Source organism: Maribellus mangrovi, from assembly GCF_037646455.1.
GTDB lineage: Bacteria > Bacteroidota > Bacteroidia > Bacteroidales > Prolixibacteraceae > Draconibacterium > Draconibacterium mangrovi_A.
In genome coordinates this window covers 392,462-418,579 of the sequence record NZ_JBBIXN010000004.1, presented here as the reverse complement: position 1 = coordinate 418,579, position 26,118 = coordinate 392,462, and the positions used below count along the sequence as shown (strand labels likewise).

21 protein-coding genes and 1 riboswitch are annotated in these 26,118 nt (G+C 42.7%); of the genes, 16 read left to right on the top strand and 5 right to left on the bottom strand.

All coding sequences use genetic code 11. The features are described from left to right. Positions 1 to 7 precede the first annotated feature (7 nt). The gene (locus tag WFY05_RS17230; RefSeq protein ID WP_340114154.1) at positions 8 to 1,936 is read right to left on the bottom strand and encodes a TonB-dependent receptor; all 1,929 of its coding nucleotides are present in this window, start codon (positions 1,934 to 1,936) and stop codon (positions 8 to 10) included. 85 nt (positions 1,937 to 2,021) lie between these two features. Beyond that, positions 2,022 to 2,239: riboswitch (cobalamin riboswitch) on the bottom strand. Between the two features lie 168 nt (positions 2,240 to 2,407). Between WFY05_RS17230 and WFY05_RS17225 the strand changes: the two genes are divergently transcribed. Both WFY05_RS17225 and WFY05_RS17220 read left to right on the top strand, forming a co-directional pair. Further along, positions 2,408 to 3,478, top strand: a complete 1,071-nt coding sequence (locus WFY05_RS17225; protein ID WP_340114153.1) for a sensor histidine kinase — start codon at positions 2,408 to 2,410, stop codon at positions 3,476 to 3,478. Positions 3,479 to 3,481: 3 nt separating this feature from the next. Then, positions 3,482 to 3,853, top strand: coding sequence for a response regulator (locus WFY05_RS17220; RefSeq protein WP_340114152.1), 372 nt, complete (start codon positions 3,482 to 3,484; stop codon positions 3,851 to 3,853). A gap of 3 nt (positions 3,854 to 3,856) precedes the next feature. Here the strand turns inward: WFY05_RS17220 and truA are convergent, their stop codons facing one another. Next, positions 3,857 to 4,618 (bottom strand): tRNA pseudouridine(38-40) synthase TruA, encoded by a 762-nt coding sequence (truA, locus tag WFY05_RS17215; protein ID WP_340114151.1) that lies wholly within the window; start codon positions 4,616 to 4,618, stop codon positions 3,857 to 3,859. Between the two features lie 336 nt (positions 4,619 to 4,954). Here truA and WFY05_RS17210 point away from each other — a divergent pair, with 336 nt between their 5' ends. The 14 genes from WFY05_RS17210 to WFY05_RS17145 all read left to right on the top strand — a co-directional run bounded on the left by WFY05_RS17210 (position 4,955) and on the right by WFY05_RS17145 (position 24,496). After that, positions 4,955 to 5,950 (top strand): AAA family ATPase, encoded by a 996-nt coding sequence (locus WFY05_RS17210; RefSeq protein WP_340114150.1) that lies wholly within the window; start codon positions 4,955 to 4,957, stop codon positions 5,948 to 5,950. Between the two features lie 101 nt (positions 5,951 to 6,051). Further along, positions 6,052 to 6,930 carry a DUF58 domain-containing protein gene (locus tag WFY05_RS17205; protein ID WP_340114149.1) on the top strand — a complete coding sequence of 293 codons (879 nt, stop codon included), beginning with the start codon at positions 6,052 to 6,054 and terminating at the stop codon, positions 6,928 to 6,930. 5 nt (positions 6,931 to 6,935) lie between these two features. Beyond that, the gene (locus tag WFY05_RS17200; protein WP_340114148.1) at positions 6,936 to 7,952 is read left to right on the top strand and encodes a hypothetical protein; all 1,017 of its coding nucleotides are present in this window, start codon (positions 6,936 to 6,938) and stop codon (positions 7,950 to 7,952) included. Positions 7,953 to 7,958: 6 nt separating this feature from the next. Further along, positions 7,959 to 8,966 (top strand): vWA domain-containing protein, encoded by a 1,008-nt coding sequence (locus tag WFY05_RS17195; protein WP_340114147.1) that lies wholly within the window; start codon positions 7,959 to 7,961, stop codon positions 8,964 to 8,966. A 12-nt stretch (positions 8,967 to 8,978) separates the two neighbouring features. Continuing rightward, positions 8,979 to 10,022, top strand: a complete 1,044-nt coding sequence (locus WFY05_RS17190; protein WP_340114146.1) for a vWA domain-containing protein — start codon at positions 8,979 to 8,981, stop codon at positions 10,020 to 10,022. Then, complete coding sequence (locus WFY05_RS17185; RefSeq protein ID WP_340114145.1) at positions 10,022 to 10,825, top strand: tetratricopeptide repeat protein; 804 nt, start codon at positions 10,022 to 10,024, stop codon at positions 10,823 to 10,825. The genes WFY05_RS17190 and WFY05_RS17185 overlap by 1 nt, the downstream gene beginning before the upstream one ends. A gap of 70 nt (positions 10,826 to 10,895) precedes the next feature. Continuing rightward, a complete protein-coding gene (locus WFY05_RS17180) occupies positions 10,896 to 12,728 on the top strand; it encodes a BatD family protein (protein ID WP_340114144.1) in 1,833 nt (610 codons plus the stop codon). Between the two features lie 4 nt (positions 12,729 to 12,732). Further along, the gene (locus WFY05_RS17175; protein WP_340114143.1) at positions 12,733 to 13,488 is read left to right on the top strand and encodes a tetratricopeptide repeat protein; all 756 of its coding nucleotides are present in this window, start codon (positions 12,733 to 12,735) and stop codon (positions 13,486 to 13,488) included. A gap of 123 nt (positions 13,489 to 13,611) precedes the next feature. Further along, positions 13,612 to 14,367 carry an NYN domain-containing protein gene (locus tag WFY05_RS17170; RefSeq protein WP_340114142.1) on the top strand — a complete coding sequence of 252 codons (756 nt, stop codon included), beginning with the start codon at positions 13,612 to 13,614 and terminating at the stop codon, positions 14,365 to 14,367. A 56-nt stretch (positions 14,368 to 14,423) separates the two neighbouring features. Beyond that, positions 14,424 to 17,564 (top strand): WD40/YVTN/BNR-like repeat-containing protein, encoded by a 3,141-nt coding sequence (locus WFY05_RS17165; RefSeq protein WP_340114141.1) that lies wholly within the window; start codon positions 14,424 to 14,426, stop codon positions 17,562 to 17,564. Positions 17,565 to 17,936: 372 nt separating this feature from the next. Next, positions 17,937 to 20,198, top strand: a complete 2,262-nt coding sequence (locus tag WFY05_RS17160) for an aconitate hydratase (RefSeq protein ID WP_340114140.1) — start codon at positions 17,937 to 17,939, stop codon at positions 20,196 to 20,198. A gap of 309 nt (positions 20,199 to 20,507) precedes the next feature. Beyond that, complete coding sequence (locus WFY05_RS17155) at positions 20,508 to 21,734, top strand: NADP-dependent isocitrate dehydrogenase (RefSeq protein ID WP_340114139.1); 1,227 nt, start codon at positions 20,508 to 20,510, stop codon at positions 21,732 to 21,734. A gap of 144 nt (positions 21,735 to 21,878) precedes the next feature. Beyond that, positions 21,879 to 23,144, top strand: a complete 1,266-nt coding sequence (icd, locus tag WFY05_RS17150) for an NADP-dependent isocitrate dehydrogenase (RefSeq protein ID WP_340114138.1) — start codon at positions 21,879 to 21,881, stop codon at positions 23,142 to 23,144. 32 nt (positions 23,145 to 23,176) lie between these two features. Then, entirely contained in the window at positions 23,177 to 24,496 is a 1,320-nt protein-coding gene (locus WFY05_RS17145) for a citrate (Si)-synthase (protein ID WP_340114137.1), read from the top strand. 73 nt (positions 24,497 to 24,569) lie between these two features. On the opposite strand, the gene WFY05_RS17140 is transcribed toward WFY05_RS17145, so the two are convergent. From WFY05_RS17140 to WFY05_RS17130, 3 genes are all read right to left on the bottom strand, one after another. After that, positions 24,570 to 25,151, bottom strand: coding sequence for a nitroreductase family protein (locus WFY05_RS17140; RefSeq protein ID WP_340114136.1), 582 nt, complete (start codon positions 25,149 to 25,151; stop codon positions 24,570 to 24,572). Between the two features lie 2 nt (positions 25,152 to 25,153). Continuing rightward, entirely contained in the window at positions 25,154 to 25,873 is a 720-nt protein-coding gene (locus tag WFY05_RS17135) for a pirin family protein (protein ID WP_340114135.1), read from the bottom strand. Between the two features lie 61 nt (positions 25,874 to 25,934). Beyond that, complete coding sequence (locus WFY05_RS17130) at positions 25,935 to 26,102, bottom strand: hypothetical protein (RefSeq protein WP_340114134.1); 168 nt, start codon at positions 26,100 to 26,102, stop codon at positions 25,935 to 25,937. Between the last annotated feature and the right edge of the window lie 16 nt (positions 26,103 to 26,118).

The following is a 26,118-nucleotide window of genomic DNA, read 5'->3' as shown; positions in this document are numbered from 1 at the left end:
TGATTGATTAATTGAATTTATACGTTAAACCCAGCCGGTAGCTTATTCCGGGCATGGCATAGCCCCAACTCGACTGATAATCAACATCGAGCAGGTTATTTACTGCCCCTGTAATAATAAAGCGGTTGGCAGAGTTTATCTCTAGATCATAAGCGACTGATGTGTTGAATAAAATGTAAGCATCCAGCACATTCCGGTCTTCCTCGTCGATATATTGTTCGCCTGTATACGATCCGTCAATGGTAAAATCCAGATCATTCCACTGTATTGTTGTAAAGCAATTCCCGCTGTGCAGCGGTACATATTCCATTTGCCGGTTAATGGCATTGGTATTATTCTGCGATTCAATCCGTTTTGTCGATGTCAGTGAGTAATTCAATCCCGAAGTTGCAGGCAGTCCAAACAACTTGTAACTCCAGGCGGTCATTACCTCCAGTCCACGGCTTTTAACCTTCTGCACATTTTCGGCATACCAAAACGATCCGCCATTTTTCCATAGTATCCAGTCTTCAATGTTTAGGTAAAATCCATTAATTTTCAGGTTGCCTGAAATATCTCCGTTGCAGTAACTCCATTTTGTGCCCAGCTCATAGTTAATTCCCTTTTCAGAATCAAGGTCCGGATTACCGCCGGGTATCCAAAAACGGTCGTTAAAAGTTGGTACGCGGTAACTCCGTGCCACGCTACCCAGAAAGCGAAGCACCCAGTATTCTTTTGAAACAACCAAATAATTCAGTCCTACAGAGGGTGTAAATGGTACATTAAAATCAGTTACAAATCCCTGACGCAGATTGAGTGTCAATGAAAGTTTTCGGAAAAACCGCTGATAATAGGAAGCGTAAAAATCAACGCGATCTTCTTTTTCAAGCGAGCTGCTGTAGGCATAAACTTCGGGAAAAATACGCTCGGCTTTTGCCCCGATCTTATAACTGGCATCCGATCTAAAGTCGTGTTCTACAAAAGCTTCTGCAATGGCGCGTTGTGTGCGAATGGTATCCTTTGTGCTTCCATTGTTAACTGCGTCATCAAAGACATATCCTCCGTTGATCTCAAACTTAAACGGATTTTTCCTGTTCTTATATCCTGCCCAAATACGTATGTGTTTGTCCTCGTAATCTTCACTAAAATCAGGATTATTCAGGTTGGTTTGCATGTTTTGCTGGTTCTGCCGCCAATTGTTTTCGAGCCAGACATTTAAGGTGAAAAATTCGTTTTCTGCAAAACGGTAGTTCAACTCCTGCAACAAACCATATTTCTCAATACTTGCATTTTTCTGAACATCTTCAATTTCAAATATGTTGTTCTCAAAATCGCGATACGTGTTATTCAAAAACGGAAAATCGTTCTTCTTGTAGTAATAATAGGCACGGCTTACCGATTCGAATTTGCCATTACCTGCAAAGATCTTAGTACCGTATAGTTGCTCACCAAACGATCCGTGCGAAACCCGGGTTTCCAGTTTAAAACCATCGGTCCAACGATTTATTAATCCCAAATGAATGGCCCCGCCAATACTCCCCGATCCGTTAACGGAACTGGCACTGCCAAACTGAACACCGATTTCATCAAAAAGAAAAACAGGAATATTGTTAAAATTAGATTGACCCAGCGTAAGCGAATTAAGGTCAATCCCGCCAAAATTGACACTGGTGTGGTTGGCCGCTGTTCCCCGAATTCGAATGGTCGACAAACCTCCGGCATCGCTTTTAAAAGCAATGGGCAGGCTCCGCGTCAATAATTGCTCCAGGTTTCCATCCTGACTGAGAATATACTGCGCACCGGATATTTTTTCGATTTTAGCACCCGACTGAAACTTTTGCAAGTGGCCGTAACTCACCACCTCTCCAAGCTGAATGGTATCGCTTATTTGCGGTGTTTCCTGTGCTGACAACCGAAAAGTGATCAATAAAACTATGACAAATACAAACCTCCTCATTTCACAACTTTTAAGGAGCTTTGGATAATCGGTGAAAAATACTTTTTCGAATATTTCTCAAGCTTTTTATCCCGAAGCTTAATTCTATTTAACAGGAATTGAGGCAGGTCTTCTGGCTTCTCCCGGTTATTGATGCCTTCCCGATCCGTCAGTCGAAGGAAAAGTGGCTTGTAGTTCAACAACGCTATCCGCCAGTTGGCGGATGGGATTTACAGCTGCGGGTACAGCTCCGGATTTTCATCGGATTCCCTTTTCATCGTGTTCATGAATCATGAACTTCGAACCAAAATTCGATAACAAATATAAAGAGAAAGTTTCCGGAAAATTGCTTTTTGTTCATTGTTTTTTCATTTTGTTAATAAGGAAGTATTTGAAACGTCTTTCCGTGAAAAGTTCAGGGATTTTTAAACAAACTCCTTACTTTTGCGCCGGAAATATCTGTATATTAGACCAAAACCGCATAAAATGCCAATGCCTAAAATCAAATTCGAATACAAAATTGCGTTCGCATATCTGCTTATTGGCGGCCTGTGGATCAGCTTTTCCGACAGATTCCTGAATACGATAATACGTGATCCTGATTACCTCACCGAAATCCAAACCTACAAAGGTTGGTTTTATGTTCTCGTTACTGCGATACTGTTTTTTCTTTTTTTGAAAAAACACCTGAGCGAACTTCGCTCGACTAGAAACGAATTGGAAGCACACAAAAATAACCTGCAACAACTTGTTCAGGAAAAGACTAGAAACCTGGATATTGCCATTAGAGAACTTGAAATTAAAAACAAAGAAATCAATCTGAAAAACAGCAAATTGGAAAGTACTCTGCAGGAATTGAAAGAGATGCAAGCCCAATTATTTCAGGCCGAAAAAATGGCGTCAATCGGGATTTTAACTGCCGGAATTGCGCACGAAATCAATAATCCGCTCAACTACATTTTGGGAGGTTTAACAGGTTTGCAAAGTTATTTCGATGAAGAAAAGATTGAAGACGAAAAAATTTTACTTTTTACAAATAGTATTGAAATAGGGATTAACCGGGTAAATACAATCGTTTCAGGACTTAACAACTTTAGCAGAAACAACAATACCTTCGACGAAACCTGCAACATCAATGAAATTGTAGATAACTGTCTGAATATTATTGGCAACCAGTTAAAACACCGGATTAATGTTGTTAAAAACTATGCCGAACCTGCACCAATCTTAAAAGGAAATGTGGGTCAGCTCCACCAGGTATTTTTGAATATTCTGGTAAATGCCACCCAGGCCATTCCTGAAAAAGGTAGCATTAATATTCGCACAGAAAACAAAAAAGATTCTATATTTATCCAGATTTCAGATACCGGATGCGGAATTGAACAAGATGACCTCCCTAAAATAACTGATCCTTTCTTCACAACCAAAGAACCGGGTGAAGGTACCGGGTTAGGCTTGTCGATTACCTATAATCTGATTACTGCGCATAAGGGACGTTTGAATTTCGAGTCGCAAGTAAACAAAGGAACAAAGGTTCGTGTTGAACTTCCTAAAGGAGAATGATTAATGGAGAAGCCAAAAATATTGTACGTTGATGATGAACCACTTAACCTGATACTTTTCAAAGCAAACCTGAACAAAACTCACGAGGTTATAACTGCTGACAGTGGTGTGTCGGGACTGAAGATTATAGAAAATTCAGAAGATTTTTGTTGCGTGATAAGCGATATGAGAATGCCTAATATGAACGGTATCGAATTTGTGAAGGCAGCATCAAAGATATTGCCCAATATTTCCTACTACATTCTTTCGGGCTTCGATATTTCAGAGGAAGTTCAGGAAGCGCTGGATTCGAAACTGATACAAAAATATTTCAGAAAACCTTTTAATCTGAAAGACATGGCGAATGAAATTGATTGCACAACATCCTGCAATTAGTAGCTATTTCTTTTCGCTGTTGATCCAATCAGGATAGCTAATGTCGACTAAAAACAGGCCTTGTGCGGGTGCCGATGCACCGGCTGCTCCCCGATCTTTGTTATCAATTATTTTTCGAAAATCATCGATCGATAATTTTCCCTTGCCCACTTTCAGCAAGGTTCCAACAATGGCTCGCACCATGTTTCGAAGAAAGCGGTCGGCCTGAATTACAAAAACCAGTTTACCGCCTTCCCTTTTCCATTCTGCCCGGTAAATTTTACAATTGTTGGTTTTTACATCGGTATGCAGTCGGCTGAAACTTGTAAAATCTTCATAATCAAACAAAACCTTTGCTGCCAGATTCATTTTGTCTACGTCAAGCGGCAAAGTATAGCGGAAAGCCGTATCAAACGAAAAAGGATCTTTTTCTTGTGTAATGTAATAATGATAAGTTCTTGAAACGGCACTAAACCGTGCGTGTGCCTCGTTACGTACCGACCAAAAACGTTGAACGGCAATGTCTTCGGGTAAAAAACTATTCAGTTTATACACTACATCGAAATTGTCAGGTACCGGTTTTGATAGGTCGAAATGCAAAATAAAATACGTTGCATGAACACCTGTGTCTGTTCTGCCGGCTCCAACTACAGCCACATTCTCGCGTAAAAGTGTCGACAGCGCCTTTTCCAGTACCTCCTGCACAGAAACTGCGTTAGGTTGCACCTGCCAGCCATGATAGCGGGTACCGTTATAACTGAGTTGTAAAAAATAGCGTTGTGACATCAAATGAGTTCCTTTTGGGCAAAGTAAACACTAATTCCCGATAAAACCATCATTCAGTGCGGATCACAGCTTATCCTGACAAACAATAATAAGTATACAACATCCTGTTTATCAATACAATTACATCCTAAATACTCATTCAATTGTACAGTTCGGAGAATCCTGAAATAGAAGAATAAATCTTAATAAATTCCTAATAAGCTGTTATTGTTTGTTAACATCATATTTTGAATCATCTTTCCTTAATTTTTTTTAACAAAAGAATAGGGCAATAAATATCATAATACTTTAAATTCGTGCCTTCGAAAAAAATTAGCTAATAAATTTATAATAGATATGAATCAAGCTGTTGATATCAAAGAATTGAACGAGAGGATTCAAAAAGAAAGTTCTTTTGTCGACATGGTTACCATGGAGATGAACAAAGTGATTGTGGGTCAGAAACACCTGGTGGAAAGTCTGATGATCGGATTATTATCAAACGGTCATATTTTGCTTGAAGGTGTTCCGGGATTAGCAAAAACGCTGGCCATTAAGTCGTTGGCACAAACCATTAGCGCCAAATTTTCGCGTATTCAGTTTACGCCCGACTTGCTGCCTGCCGACTTGCTGGGTACCATGATCTACAGTCAGAAAAAAGAAGAATTTACCATAAAAAAAGGGCCGATCTTTGCCAACTTTATTCTGGCCGACGAGATCAACCGTGCACCTGCAAAAGTGCAGTCGGCATTGCTCGAGGCCATGCAGGAACGTCAGATCACTATCGGCGACAATACTTTTAAACTCGACGAACCTTTCCTGGTTATGGCCACACAAAACCCGATTGAACAGGAAGGTACTTACCCGCTTCCAGAAGCGCAGGTCGACCGTTTTATGCTAAAGGTAGTGATCAACTATCCGAAAAAAGACGAAGAGCGGGCAATTATCAATCAAAACCTCTTAAGTCATTTTCCGGAAACCAGCACTATTCTGAAACCCGAGGATATTATAAAAGCCCGTAACGTGGTAAAAGATGTTTACATGGATGAGAAGATTCAGAAATACATTGTTGATATTGTATTTGCCACTCGCGAGCCTATTGAGTACAAACTCGAGAAATACCAGGAGATGATTTCTTACGGAGCCTCGCCAAGGGCAGGAATCAGTCTGGCTCAGGCAGCAAAAGCTTATGCTTTTATTAAGCGTCGTGGTTATGTAATTCCGGAAGATGTACGCGCAGTTTGTCCCGATGTGTTGCGTCACCGTATCGGTTTAAGCTACGAAGCTGAAGCTAACAATATCACATCAGAAGAAATTATTACTGATATTTTAAATACTGTTGAGGTACCATAAAAAGTCGCAGTTAACAGTCACAGTTTACAGCTGTTCTGGTATTGCTTTGAACACTGAACTTTTCCTGAAGGGATGCCTTCGGCAAAACTTTGAATTCATAAATGGAAACAACAGATTTATTAAAAAAAGTACGGAAGATTGAGATTAAAACACGTGGACTCTCGCGAAATATTTTCGCCGGAGAATACCATAGTGCATTTAAAGGGCGGGGAATGGCATTTTCGGAAGTGCGCGAATACCAGTTCGGCGATGACATCCGTAATATCGACTGGAATGTTACTGCCCGCTACAGTCATCCGTATGTGAAAATTTTTGAAGAAGAACGCGAACTCACCGTGATGCTGCTGATCGATGTCAGCGGTTCGCGCGATTTCGGATCATTCGAAAAGTTCAAAAAGAATGTTATCACCGAGCTTTCGGCGATCTTGTCGTTCTCGGCCATTCAAAATAACGATAAGATTGGGGTGATCTTTTTTTCGAATACCATCGAAAAATTCATTCCGCCTAAAAAAGGGAAAAGCCACATTTTACGTATTATCCGCGAGTTGATCGATTTCAATCCGGAACACAGTGAAACCGATATTACCGGGGCTGTTCGTTACCTGACTAATGCGATAAAAAAACGCTGCACGGCCTTTGTTATTTCAGATTTTATCGATGACAATCCGGCGCTGGAACAGTCATTGTCGATTGCCAATAACAAACACGACCTGGTAGCACTTAAGATTTACGACGAACGTGAAACCGAACTTCCGCCAATTGGTATGCTAAAGTTCAAAGATGCTGAAACCGGCGAATATGTTTGGGTCGACAGTAGTTCACGCCGCACACGGAAAATCTACTCGAAATGGTGGCAGGATCATGCTCAAAAAATGGACGTGATGTTTAAGAAGTGTGGTGTCGATTACGTTTCAATCAACACCCGGGAAGATTATGTGAGATCGTTAATGACCCTTTTTCAGAAAAGAGCATTGAAATAAAAACAATGAAGTTAAGACTCAAAATAATACTGATTTTTGTCGCGGTAGTTTTCGCCGGTCAGGTGCAGGCACAGCGGATAAAGGCAACTGCACGACTCGATTCGACCAATATTCTAATTGGCGACCAGATAAAACTTTTCCTCGAGATCGATCATCCAAAAACTGTGGATATTGAATTCCCTCAGGTACCGGATTCGATCAAAGGTGGATTAATAGAAGTTTTGGGGCGATCGGGAATCGATACTTTCGAAATGGACGATGAAAAGTTCATGAAACAAATTCAAGCCTACACCATCACAAGTTTCGACAGTGGCCATTATCGAATTCCGCCGTATTGGTTCAAAATTGACATGGATGGCAACATCGATTCGATACCCAGCAATGGGGTAACGCTAAATGTGTACTCCATGCAAATCGATACGACCAGAGGTCCGACGGATATCAAAATGCCATACGATGCTCCTTTAACATTGAAAGAGGTTACACCCTATATTCTGGGAGTAATTCTGATCGGAGCCATTATTTTCTTCCTGTTGTATTCCATTAAGCGGAAGAAAAAGAATCAGCCCATTTTTGCCCGTCCGGCCAAACCAAAAGAGCCGGCGCACATTGTGGCCTTGCGCGAACTCGATCGTATAAAAACGGAGAAGATCTGGCAGAAGGGAAAAACCAAGCAGTATTACAGTGAACTGACCGATGCGCTCCGCGAGTACATTGAAGACCGATTTGAAATCCGGGCTATGGAACAGGTAACCGACGAGATTATTGAAAGTTTCAGGGCACAGAAAGGTATCATAAGTGATAAGAATTTTGCCAACCTCAGCCAGATTTTGCAACTGGCCGACCTGGTGAAATTTGCAAAATACACACCGCTGCCCGACGACGATAACCTGTCGCTGGTAAATGCCTATTTCTTCGTCAATGAAACGAAAAAGGAAGTAGTGAAGAAACCGGATGAAAAAGGCACAGGCACAGGCGAAGAGGAAAAAGACGATAACATTGAAGAAGTTGAAATAAAATAAAAGAGGATGTTTGAAGGATTGACATTTAAAAACCCGGAATTGTTCCATATTTTGTGGGTCTTGCTGCCCATGACAATCTGGTACATTTTCAGGCAGAAAAGAAATACCGCAAGCATTCGCATTTCAACAACAGCTTCGGTATTTAAAGCCCCAAAAGGAATTCGGTATTACCTGCGTCATTCGGTTTTTGTATTTCTACTGGCCGCCATCAGCTTTTTTGTTGTGGTGCTGGCACGACCGCAATCATCGAAAAACTGGGAGAATGTAACTACGGAAGGAATTGATATTGTAATTGCACTCGATATTTCGAGTAGTATGCTGGCACAGGATTTTCAGCCTGATCGTTTGGAAGCAGCAAAAAACGTAGCCATGGAATTTATATCCGGTCGCGAATACGACAGAATGGGACTGGTGGTATTTGCCGGCGAAGCATTTACGCAGTGCCCGTTAACGACTGATCGTGCTGTTTTGCTAAACCTGTTTAAAGATATTCAGAGTGGAATGATCGAAGACGGTACAGCCATCGGAAACGGTTTGGCCACAGCAGTTGCCCGACTTAAAGATAGCGAAGCCATTAGCCGGGTAGTCATATTGTTAACCGATGGAGAGAACAACCGCGGTGAAGTGGCACCGGTAACTGCTGCCGAAATCGCAAAAACGTTTGGTATAAGAGTATACACTGTTGGTGTGGGAAGCATTGGAACCGCTCCCTACCCTGTGCAGGTGCAAACACCTTTTGGTGTGCAAACACAGTTGCGCGATATGGAAGTTAAAATCGATGAAGAAACCCTTCAGGAGATTTCGTCGATTACCGACGGCCGTTATTTCAGGGCAACAAGTAATACCAAATTGGAAGAGATTTATAAAGAAATTGATGCACTTGAGAAATCAAAAATAGAAGTTCGCGAATTTAGTCGTAAGTCGGAAGAATTCTTGCCGTTCGCGCTGCTCGGGGCACTGTTTTTGATGTTGAGTCTTCTGCTTCGGGTAACCGTTTTCAGAAGTATCCCATAAAGGAGTAGGACTATGGAAATGTTTAGATTTGGAAATATCGAATACTTGTGGGGACTGTTAATCATTCCTGTGCTGACAGTGATTTTTGCGTGGTCGCGAATCTCACGACGCAAGGCGCTCAAGAAATTCGGGAATCGTGAAATCCTGAACGAACTGATGCCCTTTCGTTCGCAAAGTCGCCCCGTTTTAAAGTTTGTGATCCTGATGCTGGCACTCGCCTTTTTTGTAGTGGGTATTGCCCGCCCTCAATTCGGATCGAAACTCAAAACCGAAAAACGCGAAGGCGTTGAGCTGATCATTGCACTCGACGTGTCGAACAGTATGATGGCCGAAGATATTCAACCCAACCGCCTTGAACGAGCCAAACGCGCCATTTCAAGATTGGTTGACCGTTTACGTGACGATAAGATCGGACTGATCGTTTTTGCCGGGGATGCATACACCCAGTTGCCCATCACTACCGATTACAATTCGGCAAAGTTGTTCCTGAATTCGGTGAATACGCAAATTGTACCCAAGCAGGGAACCGCAATCGGGGCAGCAATCGATTTGGCTCACCGCTCGTTTACACCTGATGGAGAAGCCAACAAGGCGATCATTGTCATTACTGACGGCGAGAATCATGAAGATGATGCAGTTTCGTCGGCCCAGTCAGCTGTTGATGATGGAATTATCGTACATACTATTGGAATGGGACTCCCCTCGGGATCGCCGATTCCGGTACTTAGAAACGGCCAGACCGATTATCTGAAAGACCGCGACGGCAAGGTTGTTGTAACCAAGTTAAACGAACAGATGCTGGAGCAGATCGCTGCCGCCGGACAAGGAATTTATGTACGTGCCAATAATGCACAGGTGGGATTAAATGCCCTTTTCGATGAGATAAACAACATGGAAAAACAGGAAATGGAAACCCGTACCTTTTCGGAGTACAACGACCAGTTCCAGTATTTCTTTGCTATAGGATTGTTTTTATTGTTGCTCGAATTCGTAATTCTTGAACGTAAAAACAAATACCTGAAAAACATTAATTTGTTCGGAACAAAAAGGAGTTGATGATGAGAAGAACGATAACACTGATCCTATTTATGATGATTTCTGTAGCAGTTTTCGCTCAGAATGAACGCAAATTTGTTCGTAACGGGAATAAGTTGTTCATGGATGCCGTGCGCGATACTACAAAAATCGATTCGGTAAAATATGCCAATGCCGAAACCGAATACCGCAAGGCACTGAATAAACGTCCCAACGATAAAAAATGGAATTATAACCTGGCCGATGCTTTGTACAAACAGCAGCGGTTTGAAGAAGCGGAGGGTAAATTCTTAGAGTTAGCGGAAAATATGGAAGCACCAATCGAACGTGCGAGAGCTAACCACAATCTTGGCAATACGCAGTTAATGCAGCAAAAACTCGACGAAAGCATAGAATCGTATAAAAAAGCATTGCGCGAAAATCCTTCCGATCTGGAAACCAAATACAACCTGGCATACGCGCAAATGCTGAAAAAACAACAGGAGCAGCAACAACAGCAGCAACAGCAAAACAAAGATCAAAATAAGGATCAGAATAAAGATCAGCAACAGAATAAAGACCAGCAAAACAAAGATCAGAATAAGGACCAGAACAAGGATCAACAAAATAAAGATCAACAGAACAAAGACCAGCAGAATCAAAATAAAGATCAGCAAAAGCAAGATCAGCAGCAAAAACAACATCCACAGCAAAATAAAATTTCAAAACAGGATGCCGAGCAGTTGTTACAAGCGCTTCAAAACGATGAACGAGATATTCAGGATAAAGTAAAAAAAGCGAAAGCTGCCAAGGCAAAACGAACGCGCACTGAAAAAGAATGGTAACCACAGCATACTCTATACGGATATTTGCAGCTTGCGGCTAAAAAGATAATTTTGTAGGCTTTTAAAAACAATGATTAAAAGATTAGCAACATATTTCATTTTATTTTTTCTGGTGATTGGAGCCTCGGCACAGGAAACTCGTTTCACTATGTCGGCGCCCAATGCAGTAGAAAACGGAAGGCAATTCCGGTTGAGTTTTACCTTGAACCAGAGGGGAACTAAACTTCACCTCCCTCCAGGATTGAATGACAATTTCCAGGTATTGATGGGCCCCAGTACAGGTCAGTCAACAAGTATTCGAAGTGTAAACGGGCAAACAACCACCGAAGTCACCTATTCATACACCTATATTCTTCGCTCCAAAAAAGAGGGCACATTTGAACTCCGGCCGGCATCGATTGAGGTGGACGGCAAAATTGTTGAATCGAATTCAGTAACGATACGAGTGGTAAAAGCACAAACGCAATCCCAACAGGGAAATCAGCAACAAGGAGGAGGACAAGCTCAGCAAGGTTCAGCATCCAATGTCGATCTTGGCAAAGACAACCTGTTTGTCAAAGTTGATTTAAGCAAACGCAATCCCTACCGCGGCGAACAGATCGTTGCTACAGTTAAACTGTATGTTCATCCCGACATTCCGATTGCAGATTTTGCCGATGTGAACCTGCCAACATACGAAGGATTTTATACACAGGATATTGATATTCCGCAGCAAATTAATTTTAGCCGCGAGGTATACAACGATAAAATTTATCAGGTTGGCGTATTGAAAAAGACCATCCTTTTCCCGCAACAAAACGGGACCATAAAGATCGATCCGTTTAGTATGGCGCTTCTGGTTCGCCAGCGGATGCAGGCACGTAGTTTTTTCGATGACTTCTTCGACAATTACCGAACAGTAAAAGCACGTGTTACCAGCGATGCCGTTACAGTAAACGTAAAAGACCTGCCGACTGAACCCGCAAATTTCCTAGGTGGAGTTGGTAATTTTAACATCGCATCTGAAATAAGCAGCGAAAACGCCACTACAAACGATGCAATAACACTGACTGTAAAAATAACGGGGAACGGAAATATCCGCCTGATCAGAACGCCGGAATTGAAATTACCGAGCGATTTTGAAGTTTACGACCCGAAAACGACCGACAACGTAAAAGCCGGTAACAACGGAGTTTCCGGAACAAAAACCATAGAATACCTGTTCCAGCCACGTTTTGAAGGCGACTACACCGTACCGGCCATTCCATTTACTTACTTTAATCCGTCTACCGGAAAATATGTTACAAAGTCAACACAAGCATACACCCTTCATGTTGAAAAAGGCACGGAAGAGCAATCGGCTACCGTCGTGAGCTCGCTGCGCAAGCAGGATGTTCAGTTGATCGGTCAGGATATTCGCTATATTAAGCAGGGAAATCCGGCATTAAAAAGTCACGGAAGTTCGTTTTTTGGAAGCACCTTATTTTATCTGCTTTACATTGCAGGTGCAGTGCTGTTCCTCGTGCTGTACATTGTTTACCGGAAAAAGGCCCGCGAAAATGCCAACATTGCACTCACGCGTAACAAAAAAGCAAACCGTGTGGCTACCAAACGCTTAAAAAGTGCAGCCGGCTTTATGAAACAAAACAAAAACGAGGCTTTCCACGAAGCTATTTTAAAAGCATTCGAAGGTTACATTAGCGACAAACTTGGCATTCCGGTTGCTGACTTAAAACGGGAAACCGCAATAGCCCGTTTAAAAGAAAAGAATGTTTCCGAAGAACTGATCGCCGACCTAGTTGATGTAGTTGAACAATGCGAGTTCGCAAGATATGCGCCAACAGGTGGATCTGAAGCCCGACACGAGCTTTACAAAAAAGCAGAATTGACCATGGGCCGAATGGAAAAACAAATAAAAAGGTAAAAGGATGAAACGATATATATTTTTCATATTACTTGTTATTCCCGGCATTCTTTCAGCACAGGAAGAAAATGAACAGCTTTGGGAAAAAGCCAATGCCTATTACACCACCGAAGAATACCAGCAGGCCATTTCAGCTTACGAACAAATACTGAGTTCGGAGGAAGAATCGGCAAAACTGTATTTTAACCTCGGCAATGCCTATTACAAAGCAGGAGATGTTAATAATGCCATTTTGAATTACGAACGTGCCAAACTTTTGGCTCCGCAGGACAAAGACATTGCCTTTAACCTGCAAATTGCCAACCAGTATGTGGTTACTAAAATCGAACCGCTCCCCCAGCCTTTCTTTTTGCGCTGGCGGACTTCAGTCATCAACAAAAATTCTGCCGATACCTGGGCGTATATCAGTGTTTTATCATTTGTTTTATTTCTGATACTGCTCGGATTATTTTTGTTTAGCCGCATTCCGGGAATTCGTCGTTTTTCATTCTGGATCGGTATTTTGGTCATCCTGTTCTCAGGCTTTACCTACTCATTTGCGGCCAAGCAAAAAAAGAAAATGGTCGATCGAAAAGGAGCCATTGTCTTTTGTCCGCGTGTGACGGTTAAAAGTGCACCACGTCAAAGTGGCACCGACCTGTTTTTGATTTATGAAGGTCTTAAAGTAGAGATCACCGACAGTTTAAATACCTGGAAGGAAATAAAACTCGCCGATGGTAATGAAGGTTGGCTGCCCGATTCCTGTATCGTAAAAATTTAGTCCCTCGTTCCTAAATAACACAGCTTCTGTTCTCATTTCTAAATCTTTCGGAAAGATAATGCCAGCATTTTTGTTCAGATCCATTTTAGAGGTTACCTTTATTACATCTGAAATATATCATATATGGAAACTGACATTAAGCTGGCCGTTCTGATTGACGGCGACAATATTCCTTCGGCATATGTAAAAGAAATGATGGAAGAAATTGCCAAGTACGGCAATCCTACCATCAAACGAATTTATGGCGACTGGACCAAACCTTTTTTGGCGAAATGGAAAAATCTCCTGCTCGAAAATGCCATAACGCCCATTCAGCAGTACGGCTACACTGCCGGGAAAAATGCCACCGACTCGGCCATGATCATCGATGCAATGGACATTTTATACAGTGGTCAGGTAAATGGCTTCTGTTTGGTATCGAGCGACAGCGATTTTACACGACTCGCTACCCGCCTCCGCGAAGCAGGGATGACAGTAATTGGACTGGGCGAAAAGAAAACGCCGGATCCGTTTATTGTGGCCTGCGATAAATTCATCTACATCGAAATTCTGAAAAAGAACGATAAAGAGGCTGAAGAAAGTAGCGTAACCAGAGCAAAAACAACCCCAAAAAACGATTACGACAAGATTACCCCAAAAGTGATCCGCTTAATCTCTTCCACTATCGACGACCTGGCCGATGACGATGGCTGGGCTTTTTTAGGTGATGTTGGAAGTTTGCTACAAAAAAAGCAACCTAACTTCGATTCACGAAACTACGGTTTTGGAAAACTGACTCCTTTGATCAATTCCATCGGCAAATTCGAAATTGACCAACGCGACAGCTACAAAGGAAAGTTCAAGTTGATTTATGTTCGAAATAAAAAAGGCAAAAATTAAACGTTTCATTCGCAGGCTTAGTTAAATACCTTATTAATCGTATCAATTTTATGAAAATGTTGCACGTAAAATCAATTCTTGGATTAATAGTCTTAATGCTGGGGTTTTCAGTAATCGGATTCAGTAAGAAAGCAGATAAAACCGCTTCGACAGTGCCCGACACATCAGCTTACAGTAATTTAAAATATCGGAATATCGGTCCGTTTCGGGGAGGACGTTCGGCAGCAGTTTGTGGTATCGATGGAAATACTGACGTGCATTATATGGGAGCGACCGGAGGCGGCGTATGGAAAACCGAGAATGCCGGCCAATCCTGGAAAAACATTACTGATGGTTATTTTGGTGGAACAATCGGAGCCATTGCGGTAGCTCCGTCCGATGATAATATCATTTACGTTGGTGGCGGAGAAGTCACCCTTCGGGGAAATGTATCGCACGGTTACGGCATCTGGAAATCGATGGACGCCGGTGAAACCTGGGAATACAAGGCCTTAAAAGAAGGACAGTACATACCGCGGATCAGGATACATCCAAATAATCCCGACCTCGTTTATGCTGCAGTTCTGGGGCATGTTTTTGGCCCTAACGAAGAGCGCGGCGTTTACCGTTCGAAGGATGGTGGCGACAACTGGGAAAGGATTTTGTTTGTGAGTAAAGATGCCGGTGCCGTTGATCTGATCATTGATCCATTCAATCCGCTGGTTCTTTATGCTTCCACCTGGAAAGTACGGAGAACTCCATACAGTTTGGAAAGCGGTGGTGAAGGATCTGACCTCTGGAAAAGTAGAGACGGTGGCGACAACTGGGAAAAAATAAGCGGGAATAAAGGGCTGCCAAAAGGCACACTGGGAATTATCGGGGTGACATCTTCACCTATAAAACGAAACCGCTTATGGGCCATTGTTGAAGCTGAAAATGGTGGTGTTTTTCGTTCTGACGATGCCGGTAAAAGCTGGATAAAAGTCAACGACGACCGAAACCTGCGCCAGCGTGCATGGTATTACACCCGAATTTATGCCGATACACAAAATGAAGATATAGTCTATGTACTGAATGTACAATTCTGGAAATCGAAAGATGGCGGGAAATCGTTTGAATCGATAAGAACTCCGCACAGCGACCATCACGATTTATGGATCTCACCTTCCGACAATACACATATGATTGTTGCTGACGACGGAGGTGGCCAGGTAACGCTCGACGGAGGCCATAACTGGTCGACCATGATGAACCAGCCAACGGCACAGTTTTACCGCGTAACCACGGACAATCATTTCCCTTACCGTATTTATGCAGCTCAGCAGGATAACTCAACTGTTCGCATTCCACACCGAAGTTTGTCATCGGGTATTTCTGAAGACGACTGGGAACCCACTGCAGGAGGCGAAAGTGGTTTTATAGCACCCGATCCCAAAAATCCTGATATTGTTTACGGAGGGTCATACGGTGGTTACCTCGTTCGGCAAAATCATAAAACCGGAGAAGCCCGGATGATAAATGTTTGGCCCGATAATCCGATGGGTTGGGCAGCAAAAGATTTAAAATACAGGTTTCAGTGGAACTACCCGATCTTCTTCTCCGGCCACGACGAAAATACCTTGTATTGCGCTGCCAATGTATTGTTCAAAACAACAAACGAAGGCCAAAGCTGGACACAGATCAGTCCCGATCTGACCCGAAGCGACACAACAAAAATGGGAGCATCAGGTGGCCCGATCACCAAAGACAATACCAGCGTTGAATACTACGGAACCATTTTTGCCGCTTGCGAATCGGCACTCGAACCCGGAATTATCTGGGCCGGCAGCGACGACGGATTGATTCATGTTACCCGCGACGGTGGCGAGAATTGGGAAAATGTTACACCACCATCTTCGATCATGCACGAATGGACCATGATCAACAGTATCGAAGCTCATCCTTTTGAGAAGGGTGGATTATACGTAGCGGCTACTTCGTATAAAAATAATGATTTCACTCCTTATCTATATAAAACTACGGACTATGGTCGTACCTGGACAACAATCACAAACGGAATTGCGAAAGACCATTTTACAAGGGTGATTCGTGCCGATAAAAATAAAGCCGGTTTGTTATTTGCCGGAACTGAGAGCGGCATGTACATTTCGTTTAACGACGGTGAACTGTGGCAAGCTTTTCAATTGAATTTACCGGTTGTCCCGATTACTGATCTCACCATTAAAAATAACGATTTAATCGTAGCCACTCAAGGTCGAAGTTTATGGATCCTCGATGACATAACTACACTTCATCAACTCAGTAAAGAAACCTTGGATAAGGATTTTGCACTTCTCGATCAAAGTGACTCGTATCGAATTTTAGCAGGACGGGGTGGAAACAACCTTGGAAAAAATCCGCCGGCAGGTGCTGTTATCGATTTTTGGCTAAAAGAAAAAACAGATTCCACAAAAGTTGCACTCGAGATTTTGGATGAAAACAAGGCACTGATCAAAACATTCAGAAATGATGCAAGCGATAAGGAAATAAAAGACAACCCGGCTTTGAGCAAACTGGATGTATCCAAAGGAATTAACCGTTTTGCATGGAACCTGAGTTACCCGGGAGCCAAAGGATTTCCGGGTTTGATTATGTGGAGCGGCGGTTTGGGAGGTCCTGTTGCTGCTCCCGGGACGTATTATGCCAAACTTAGTGTTGATTCCGTTTCCATTGAAAAGCCGTTCGAAATATTAGCTGTACCTACCTATAGCAGCACACCCGAAGATTACCAGCTTCAATTTGATTTTTTGACGGAAGTTCGCGATAAGCTTACCGAAACGCATCAATGCATTCTGGATATCAGAACGGCAAAAGAACAGCTGAATTCAACCAAAGAAAAAATCGACGCTAAAGAGAATCAGGAAATAGTGGATCAAATCAAGTTGCTCACTGAAAAAATGGATACCATCGAAAAATCACTTTATCAGACCAAAAATAAAAGCCGGCAGGATCCGCTGAACTTTCCGATTCGCCTCAACGATAAACTGGCCGGTGTCGCTTCTGTTGTTGCCTGGAGCGACGCACGCCCCACTGATCAGGCAGTGGAAGTTAAAGATGATTTGATTGCAGCTATCGACAAACAACTAAATGCCTTCAAAAAAATAAAGGAGGAAGATATTCCCCAGCTGAATAAATTGATCTGGGAAGCCAAAATTCCGGCCATTCAAATTGAGGATTAAGTTTTCACTTTAAACGATTGGCTGCAATTTGAAAAGAATTATTGCTTTTTGATTTTTTATTTTCGATTTTGTGACACCCTGTTGCAGGTTCAATTTTGGATCACGTAGAACTACGCTAAATCGCCAGATTTTACTATCTTATGCAGCTGTTTTTAGCAGTATTTTGTATGTTATGCAACCATAATGAAATTATGTGATTAATGTTACAAACATAATGTGCTGAAAACGCTTTTTTTATGAAACCAATAAATCGATTAATTTGAACCAAAAGTGTTAAAATCTATCGCGATTGCTTCAACTTTTCAATGAATTTGTTGTTACAAATTGCGACTATTATTGCTTTAGCGACATTCAAAAAAATTATAATACCATATGTTTGATTTAGATCTCATCAAAAAAGTTTACTCGGAACTTCCGGGAAAAGTAAAAAAGGCCAAACAATTATTGAACCGGCCAATGACGTATGCCGAAAAGATTTTGTATGCTCATCTTTTTGAATCACAAGAGTTAGAATCGTTTAAACGTGGTGCCGATTATGTGGATTTTGCACCCGACCGCGTGGCCATGCAGGACGCTACTGCACAAATGGCTCTTTTACAATTTATAAATTCAGGGAAAGCCCGAACAGCTGTTCCTTCAACCGTTCACTGCGATCACCTTATACAGGCGCATGTCGATGGCAAAACCGACCTTACCGTTTCGAAAGGTGCCAACAAAGAGGTATTCGACTTTTTGGAATCAGTTTCAAATAAATACGGAATTGGGTTCTGGAAACCCGGTGCAGGAATTATTCACCAGGTGGTACTCGAAAATTATGCATTTCCGGGAGGAATGATGATTGGTACCGACTCGCACACGGTAAATGCCGGTGGACTCGGAATGGTAGCCATTGGAGTTGGAGGTGCCGATGCCGTGGATGTAATGGCAGGAATGGCCTGGGAGCTGAAAATGCCTAAAATGATCGGTGTTAAACTTACCGGAAAGCTGAATGGCTGGACAGCCCCGAAAGATATTATATTAAAGGTAGCCGGCATTCTAACGGTAAAAGGTGGAACAGGTGCCATTATCGAATATTTTGGTGAAGGTGCCAAATCGCTTTCAGCAACGGGAAAAGGAACCATTTGTAATATGGGTGCTGAAGTAGGTGCAACCACCAGTATTTTTGCATACGACGAAAGTATGGAACGTTACTTGAAAGCCACAGGACGTGCTGATGTTGCAGAATTGGCAAGCGAAATTAAAGAAGATCTGGATTCAGATGCTGAAGTTTATACTAATCCTGAAAAATATTACGATCAGTTGATTGAAATCGACTTGTCGAAACTTGAGCCACATATTAACGGGCCGTTTACGCCTGACAAAGCAACTCCGGTTTCGGAGATGAAAAAAGTAGCCAAAGAAAACGGATGGCCAATGGAAGTTTCAGTAGGTCTGATCGGAAGTTGCACCAATTCTTCATACGAAGATATTTCGCGTGCGGCATCAATTGCCAAGCAGGCCCAAGAAAAAGGCTTGATCACAAAAGCTGATTTTACCATTACGCCGGGTTCAGAGCAGGTACGTTATACCATCGAGCGTGATGGATTCATCGATACTTTTGAGAAAATTGGCGGTCGTGTATTTGCCAATGCCTGCGGACCATGTATTGGTCAGTGGGCGCGAGAAGGAGCCGACAAACAAGAGAAAAATACCATTGTACACTCGTTTAACCGGAACTTTTCGAAACGTGCCGACGGAAATCCAAATACCCACGCTTTTGTGACATCACCCGAGTTGGTAACAGCACTGGCTATTGCAGGTACACTCGATTTTAATCCATTGACCGACACTTTAACCAATAAAGAAGGTGCTGAAGTGAAACTGGATGAACCAAGTGGTTATGAGTTACCAACCAAAGGCTTCGACGTAAAAGATCCGGGATTTCAGGCTCCGGCAGCCGATGGTTCAAGTGTTGTCGTCAATGTGGCCGATGATTCGAACCGACTTCAGTTGCTGACTCCTTTTGCCCCCTGGGATGGAGAGAACATCAGCGGTGCCAAATTGCTGATAAAAGCATCCGGAAAATGTACTACCGACCACATTTCAATGGCCGGTCCCTGGTTACGTTATCGTGGGCACCTCGACAACATTTCGAATAACATGCTGATTGGTGCCGCTAACGCTTTTATTGACGAAACCAACTCGGTTAAAAATCAACTTACAGGCGAATACGACGAAGTACCAAAAGTGCAGCGTCAGTATAAAGAAAAAGGAATCCCGACCGTAGTTGTTGGCGACCATAATTATGGCGAAGGATCATCGCGTGAACATGCCGCGATGGAACCTCGCCATCTTGGAGTAAGAGCTGTGATTGTTAAATCGTTTGCCCGTATCCACGAAACCAACCTCAAAAAGCAAGGTATGCTCGGATTGACTTTCGATAACGAAAATGATTACGATCTCATTCAGGAAGACGATACCTTTAACTTTATCGATCTGGTTGATTTTGCTCCGAACAAACAACTAACGGTTGAAGTGGTGCACGGCGATGGTTCAAAAGATACCGTTAAAGTAAATCACACTTACAATCAGCAACAAATTGAGTGGTTTAAAGCGGGTTCTGCATTAAACCTGATCAAAAAGCAAAACGCATGATAACCATTAAAATGAAAACTTCAGCGTTGTTTCACAAATTTGAAATCCTCACTTACTACAGTAAGTTCCGGTATTCAAATCTGTTCACGCCTTGAATTTTCCTATCTTAATGATTATCGAATAATTGGAAAAAATTCTGAAAAGATTAAACATAAATAACCCCGGGCTTCAGCCCGGGGAACAACTAAAAAGAAAAAGGCGCATCCACGTCGGTAGATTGAAAATCTCACGCAACCATGCGCCGCAAGTATAAAGTAGGATTGAAACGCAATCAAAAATTAAATAACCAGTAAATTAATTAAGTAGACCATGCAAAAAATTAAGGTACAAAATCCCGTTGTAGAACTCGACGGTGATGAGATGACCCGGGTAATCTGGGATTTTATTAAACAAAAACTGATCCTTCCCTACCTCGACATTGAATTGAAATATTACGATTTGGGAATGGAAAGTCGTGATGCTACCGACGACCAGATTACCGTTGATGCAGCAAATGCAATCCATAAATATGGTGTTGGTGTAAAATGCGCCACCATTACACCCGACGAAGCCAGGGTTGAGGAATTTGGCTTAAAGAAAATGTGGAGATCACCCAATGGTACAATTCGTAACATATTGGGCGGTACTGTTTTCCGTGAGCCCATTATGATTAATAATGTGCCTCGTTTGGTCCCGGGATGGAAACAACCTATTTGTATTGGCCGTCACGCGTTTGGCGATCAGTATAAAGCCACTGATTTTGTGACCAAAGGAAAAGGAAAATTAACCATTACATTTACTCCGGAAGACGGTAGCGAACCCATTTCGCATGAAGTATACGATTTTGAAGGCGACGGCGTAGCCATGTCAATGTACAACACCGACGAGTCTATTCGTGGTTTTGCCCGTTCATGTATGAATATGGCACTCGAAAAGAAATGGCCACTTTACATGTCGACAAAGAATACCATCCTGAAAGCTTATGACGGAAGGTTCAAAGATATTTTCCAGGAAGTGTATGAAACTCAATTCAAAGAACATTTTGAAGAGGCAGGTATTACCTACGAACATCGTTTGATCGATGATATGGTTGCTGCTGCTCTGAAATGGGAAGGTGGCTTTGTCTGGGCCTGTAAAAACTACGATGGCGATGTACAGAGCGACACAGTTGCCCAAGGATTTGGTTCGCTTGGTTTGATGACTTCAACTTTGGTTACACCTGATGGACACACCATGGAAGCTGAAGCTGCGCATGGAACAGTAACACGTCACTATCGTCAGCACCAGCAGGGAAAACCAACATCAACGAATCCTATTGCTTCAATTTTTGCATGGACCAGAGGACTGGCTTTCCGTGGAAAACTTGATGAGAACCAGGAATTAATTGATTTTGCTCATGCGCTCGAGACGGTTTGCATTGAAACTGTGGAATCAGGAAAAATGACCAAGGACCTGGCACTGATCATCCATGGTAAAGACCTGAAAGAAGAACATTATTTAACTACAGAACAATTTCTGGAGGCACTGGATGAAAATCTTCAGGCTAAACTGAATTAGAAATTCTGAGAGTTCACCTGGAAATGCTGCCAGCTTAATCAGCTTAGCAGGAGGTAGTAGTAGAAAAAATAGTATCTTAAAAGCAAAAAGTAAGTAATTTATAGAATCTGCGGTTATCCGCGGAATTTGCGAGTAAGAAGAAATATGTCAGATAAGATAAAAATAGTAAATGGTAAATTGATCGTTCCCGACAATCCCATCATCCCTTTTATTGAGGGGGATGGAATCGGTAAGGACATTACCATGCCTTCGCAACGGGTGATCGACGCCGCTGTTGAAAAAGCCTATGGCGGTGCGAGAAAGATCGATTGGAAGGAGGTACTGGCGGGAGAAAAAGCTTACAAGAAAACAGGAGAATACCTTCCGGCAGCAACCCTTGAAGCTTTTAAAGAATACCATGTTGGAATAAAAGGACCGTTACAGACTCCTGTTGGTGAAGGGATTAGATCGTTAAATGTGGCACTTCGCCAAACACTCGATCTTTATGTTTGCCTTCGTCCGGTGCGTTGGTTCAAAGGGGTTCCCTCTCCCATTCGTTATCCTTCGATGGTTGATATGCACATTTTTCGCGAAAACACCGAGGATATTTACGCCGGTATTGAATACCAGACCGGAGATGAGAAAAACAAGAAGTTTCGCGATTTCCTCATCAACGAAATGGGTGTGGATAAAATCCGTTTCCCGGAATCCTCATCGTTTGGAATTAAACCAATTTCGAAAGACGGTTCTGAACGATTGACAAAAGCAGCTATCGAGTATGCGATTCAACGAAAGTTGCCATCAGTTACAATTGTTCATAAAGGCAACATCATGAAATACACCGAAGGAGCTTTCAAAAACTGGAGTTACGACCTAGTGGAAAAAGATTTTGCTGATGATACTTTTACCTGGCGGCAGTATGAAAACCTGAAACAGGCCAAAGGACAGCTTGATGCTGATAAAGCACTGGAAGCAGCAAAAAAATCGGGAAAGGTGATCGTAAAAGATTGCATTACCGATGCTTTTTTACAGGAATCACTGCTTCATCCTTGGGATCATTCGGTAATTGCAACCATGAATCTGAATGGCGATTATGTATCAGACCAGTTGGCCGCAATGGTTGGCGGTATAGGAATTTCTCCGGGAGCCAATATCAATTACAGCAGTGGTTATGCCATTTTTGAAGCTACCCATGGTACGGCCCCGAATATTGCCGGCACCGGAAAAGCTAATCCCGGTTCTTTAATTCTATCGGGAGTGATGATGCTGGAATACCTTGGATGGGATAAAGCGGCAGAACATGTTTACGATGCCATGGAGCACGTTTTCGCAAAACGGAGGGTAACTTCTGATTTGCACGCCCAAATGGAAGGTGCAACCTTATTATCAACTTCAGAATTTGCCGACGAAATCATAAAATACATGCACTAATCTTTAACGAATAAACTAATAAATAAAAACAGATGGAATATATTAAGTACAGATTTTATCAGAAAGCCAACAAGTGCGCTACAGAGTTCCAACGCCTTAAAAAGGAACACGCTGACGTGGTTCTTGGAGAAGTAACACTTGGCCAGGTATTGACGGGCATGAAAGGCATCCCCCTACTGGTAACCGACACGTCGAAACTGGATCCCGAAGAAGGTATTCGTTTCAAAGGATACTCGATTCCTGAATTGCAGGAAAAACTTCCTAAACTTCATCCCGACGGAGAACCACTTCCTGAAGGTTTGTTATACCTGATGCTGATTGGTGAAATCCCAAATCAGGAAGACATGTTGAACCTATCGAAAGACCTGGCAACCAGAGCGCACGTTCCGCAGCATACTTTTGATGTGATTGATGCGATGCCCAAAACGGCAAAACCGATGACTCAGTTCAGTGCGGCAATCTTGTCCATGGCCACCGAATCGATTTTCCAAAAAGCTTACCGGGCAGGAGTAGGAAAAAAATTCTACTGGGATGCCACCTATGAGGATGTGATGAACCTGATCGCACGTCTGCCAAGAATTGCAGCCTATATTTATCGAAGGATGTTCCATGGCGATCAGCACATCGATCCGAATCCACGTCTCGACTGGGCAGGAAACCTGGCTCACATGATGGGCTTTGATTCCGAAGATATTCGTCGTCTGTTCAGAATGTACATGTTGATTCATGCCGACCATGAAGGAGGTAACGTTTCGGCACACACTGCTCACCTTGTTGGTTCAGCTCTAAGTAATCCATATTATGCTTATGCTGCAGCAATGACAGGTCTGGCCGGTCCCTTACATGGTTTCGCTAACCAGGATGTCATATTCTGGATCTTTGAAATGATTGAGCAGCTGGATACAGATACGCCAACCGACGAACAGGTTGCCGAATACTGTAAAAAGACTTTGGAAAGTGGCCGGGTAATTCCGGGGTACGGACATGCCGTTCTCAGAAAAACCGACCCGCGTTTTACCGCTCAGCAGAAATTTGCTGATAAATACGTTAAGGACGATAAAATGGTGAATATTGCAAACCAGTTGTATCGCGTGGTTCCACCAATTTTAGGATCGGTTGGTAAAATCAAGAATCCATGGCCAAATGTTGATGCCTATAGTGGTTCACTGTTGTATCATTATGGCATAAAGGAATATACATTCTACACCGTGATGTTCGGCGTTTCGCGTGCATTAGGAGTTCTGGCATCGCTGGTAAACGACCGTATTTACGGTATGCCTATCGAACGACCAACATCACATCCATTGAGTTGGTTTAAACAACAAGCCGAAGGCACGCCGGGAGAATGCTAAAAGCTGTTAACAACGATAAAAGAAAAGGCTGGTCGAATGACCAGCCTTTCTCATTTTCATGGCGTATATTTTCTCAGAGCTTTTGTACAAACTCCTCCAAATCTTTCCGTGTTCTTATTGCTTGTTCCCTCGAACGATAAGGTTCTTCCAGCTTTTCCGGGTCTCCGATATAACCAAGTACACCCATACAAAAAGGCACCTGCTCATCCGACAACTCCAATGTTTCAATTAATTTGTCGGCGTCAAATCCGCCAAGAATATGCCCGTAAACCTCCTGTGATGCAGCCTGAAGAAGCAACTGCGCATTAGCCATTCCCAGATCGTGTTGAGCATTGCGGTTAAGCCTACCGTTTCGTTCGTAGAATTTATTATAAAGCGCTACAAAAAGTACGGGTGCATTTTTTGTCCAGGGCTGGTTTCCCGGCATCAAACAGTTCCAAAGCCGGTCAAATTCAGGCGTTCCTTGTTCAGCATAAATGTATTTCCAAGGTTGTTCGTTCATGGCACTTGGTGCCCACGAGGCAGCCGTGAAAATACCGTTCAAAGTTTCTTCCGAAATGGCTTGTCTTGCGAAAGCCCTTGGACTCCAGCGTTTTTTGATCAGTGGGTGAATAGTAGTATCGGTTAAAGGTGTTTTAATTTCCAGTGTTTCCATTTTCAGTTTTTTATTTCCATGGGGACCTCCATTAACAGAAGCCTCGCATTGGTGTTACAAACGACATTTAGTTCTTCAACATCCCAAATGCCTAATCCATCTCTCTTTTTCAGTGGCTTGTCATTTACAGTCACTTCTCCTTCAATCACAAAAGCATATACACCATTTTCAGCTCGTTTCAATTGGTAAGTAGCTTCCTTTCCCGCTTCACATTTCCCAAGGCTAAACCATGCATCCTGATGAATCCAAACACCCTGATCTTTCGAATCTGGTGAAAGGATCTGGTAAAATTCATTGTCGCGTTTAATGTCTTCCAGCGAGATCTGATCGTAACGGGGCTTCACATTTTTCTTATTGGGGAAAACCCAGATCTGAAGAAGTTGAACAGCCTTATCCGAATTCGGATTGAATTCGCTGTGATATACTCCAGTTCCGGCACTCATGACCTGCACATCTCCTTCCCTGATGATTTCCTGATTTCCCATATTATCTTTATGCTGCAGGTCACCTTCAAGGGGAATCGTGATAATTTCCATGTTGTCGTGCGGATGCATACCAAAACCTTTGCCGGCTGCGACATAATCGTCGTTCAACACCCTCAAGGTTCCAAAATGAACTCGCTCGGGATCGTAGTAATTGGCAAAACTAAATGTATGATACGTTTTCAACCAACCATGATCAGCGCTTCCTCTTGTCTCTGCTTTGTGAAAAATTGTTTTCATATGATTATAATTGTTTACTTCTATCGCATCATATGTAATTCGTCCCGACCAAAGTCAGGACTCATTTCATGACTGTTTCCTCTGTCTTTTGTTCTTTCTGTTTATGTGTTTCAGAGGCTGAATTAGCAAAAACTCCATCGGTGCAGCGCAGCATGATTATTGCAAACGCGATTGCACCGATGAAGAAAGCCTTGCGGCTTTGTTTCCCTCCTACCGGTAAACGTTTCATACCGGATCTGATCATT

Excerpts from the sequence above, each read along its gene's own strand:
- WFY05_RS17230 (WP_340114154.1), bottom strand. The coding sequence starts at position 1,936 with ATGAGGAGGTTTGTATTTGTCATAGTTTTATTGATCACTTTTCGGTTG.
- WFY05_RS17225 (WP_340114153.1), top strand. The coding sequence starts at position 2,408 with ATGCCTAAAATCAAATTCGAATACAAAATTGCGTTCGCATATCTGCTT.
- WFY05_RS17220 (WP_340114152.1), top strand. The coding sequence starts at position 3,482 with ATGGAGAAGCCAAAAATATTGTACGTTGATGATGAACCACTTAACCTG.
- truA (WP_340114151.1), bottom strand. The coding sequence starts at position 4,618 with ATGTCACAACGCTATTTTTTACAACTCAGTTATAACGGTACCCGCTAT.
- WFY05_RS17210 (WP_340114150.1), top strand. The coding sequence starts at position 4,955 with ATGAATCAAGCTGTTGATATCAAAGAATTGAACGAGAGGATTCAAAAA.
- WFY05_RS17205 (WP_340114149.1), top strand. The coding sequence starts at position 6,052 with ATGGAAACAACAGATTTATTAAAAAAAGTACGGAAGATTGAGATTAAA.
- WFY05_RS17200 (WP_340114148.1), top strand. The coding sequence starts at position 6,936 with ATGAAGTTAAGACTCAAAATAATACTGATTTTTGTCGCGGTAGTTTTC.
- WFY05_RS17195 (WP_340114147.1), top strand. The coding sequence starts at position 7,959 with ATGTTTGAAGGATTGACATTTAAAAACCCGGAATTGTTCCATATTTTG.
- WFY05_RS17190 (WP_340114146.1), top strand. The coding sequence starts at position 8,979 with ATGGAAATGTTTAGATTTGGAAATATCGAATACTTGTGGGGACTGTTA.
- WFY05_RS17185 (WP_340114145.1), top strand. The coding sequence starts at position 10,022 with ATGATGAGAAGAACGATAACACTGATCCTATTTATGATGATTTCTGTA.
- WFY05_RS17180 (WP_340114144.1), top strand. The coding sequence starts at position 10,896 with ATGATTAAAAGATTAGCAACATATTTCATTTTATTTTTTCTGGTGATT.
- WFY05_RS17175 (WP_340114143.1), top strand. The coding sequence starts at position 12,733 with ATGAAACGATATATATTTTTCATATTACTTGTTATTCCCGGCATTCTT.
- WFY05_RS17170 (WP_340114142.1), top strand. The coding sequence starts at position 13,612 with ATGGAAACTGACATTAAGCTGGCCGTTCTGATTGACGGCGACAATATT.
- WFY05_RS17165 (WP_340114141.1), top strand. The coding sequence starts at position 14,424 with ATGTTGCACGTAAAATCAATTCTTGGATTAATAGTCTTAATGCTGGGG.
- WFY05_RS17160 (WP_340114140.1), top strand. The coding sequence starts at position 17,937 with ATGTTTGATTTAGATCTCATCAAAAAAGTTTACTCGGAACTTCCGGGA.
- WFY05_RS17155 (WP_340114139.1), top strand. The coding sequence starts at position 20,508 with ATGCAAAAAATTAAGGTACAAAATCCCGTTGTAGAACTCGACGGTGAT.
- icd (WP_340114138.1), top strand. The coding sequence starts at position 21,879 with ATGTCAGATAAGATAAAAATAGTAAATGGTAAATTGATCGTTCCCGAC.
- WFY05_RS17145 (WP_340114137.1), top strand. The coding sequence starts at position 23,177 with ATGGAATATATTAAGTACAGATTTTATCAGAAAGCCAACAAGTGCGCT.
- WFY05_RS17140 (WP_340114136.1), bottom strand. The coding sequence starts at position 25,151 with ATGGAAACACTGGAAATTAAAACACCTTTAACCGATACTACTATTCAC.
- WFY05_RS17135 (WP_340114135.1), bottom strand. The coding sequence starts at position 25,873 with ATGAAAACAATTTTTCACAAAGCAGAGACAAGAGGAAGCGCTGATCAT.
- WFY05_RS17130 (WP_340114134.1), bottom strand. The coding sequence starts at position 26,102 with ATGAAACGTTTACCGGTAGGAGGGAAACAAAGCCGCAAGGCTTTCTTC.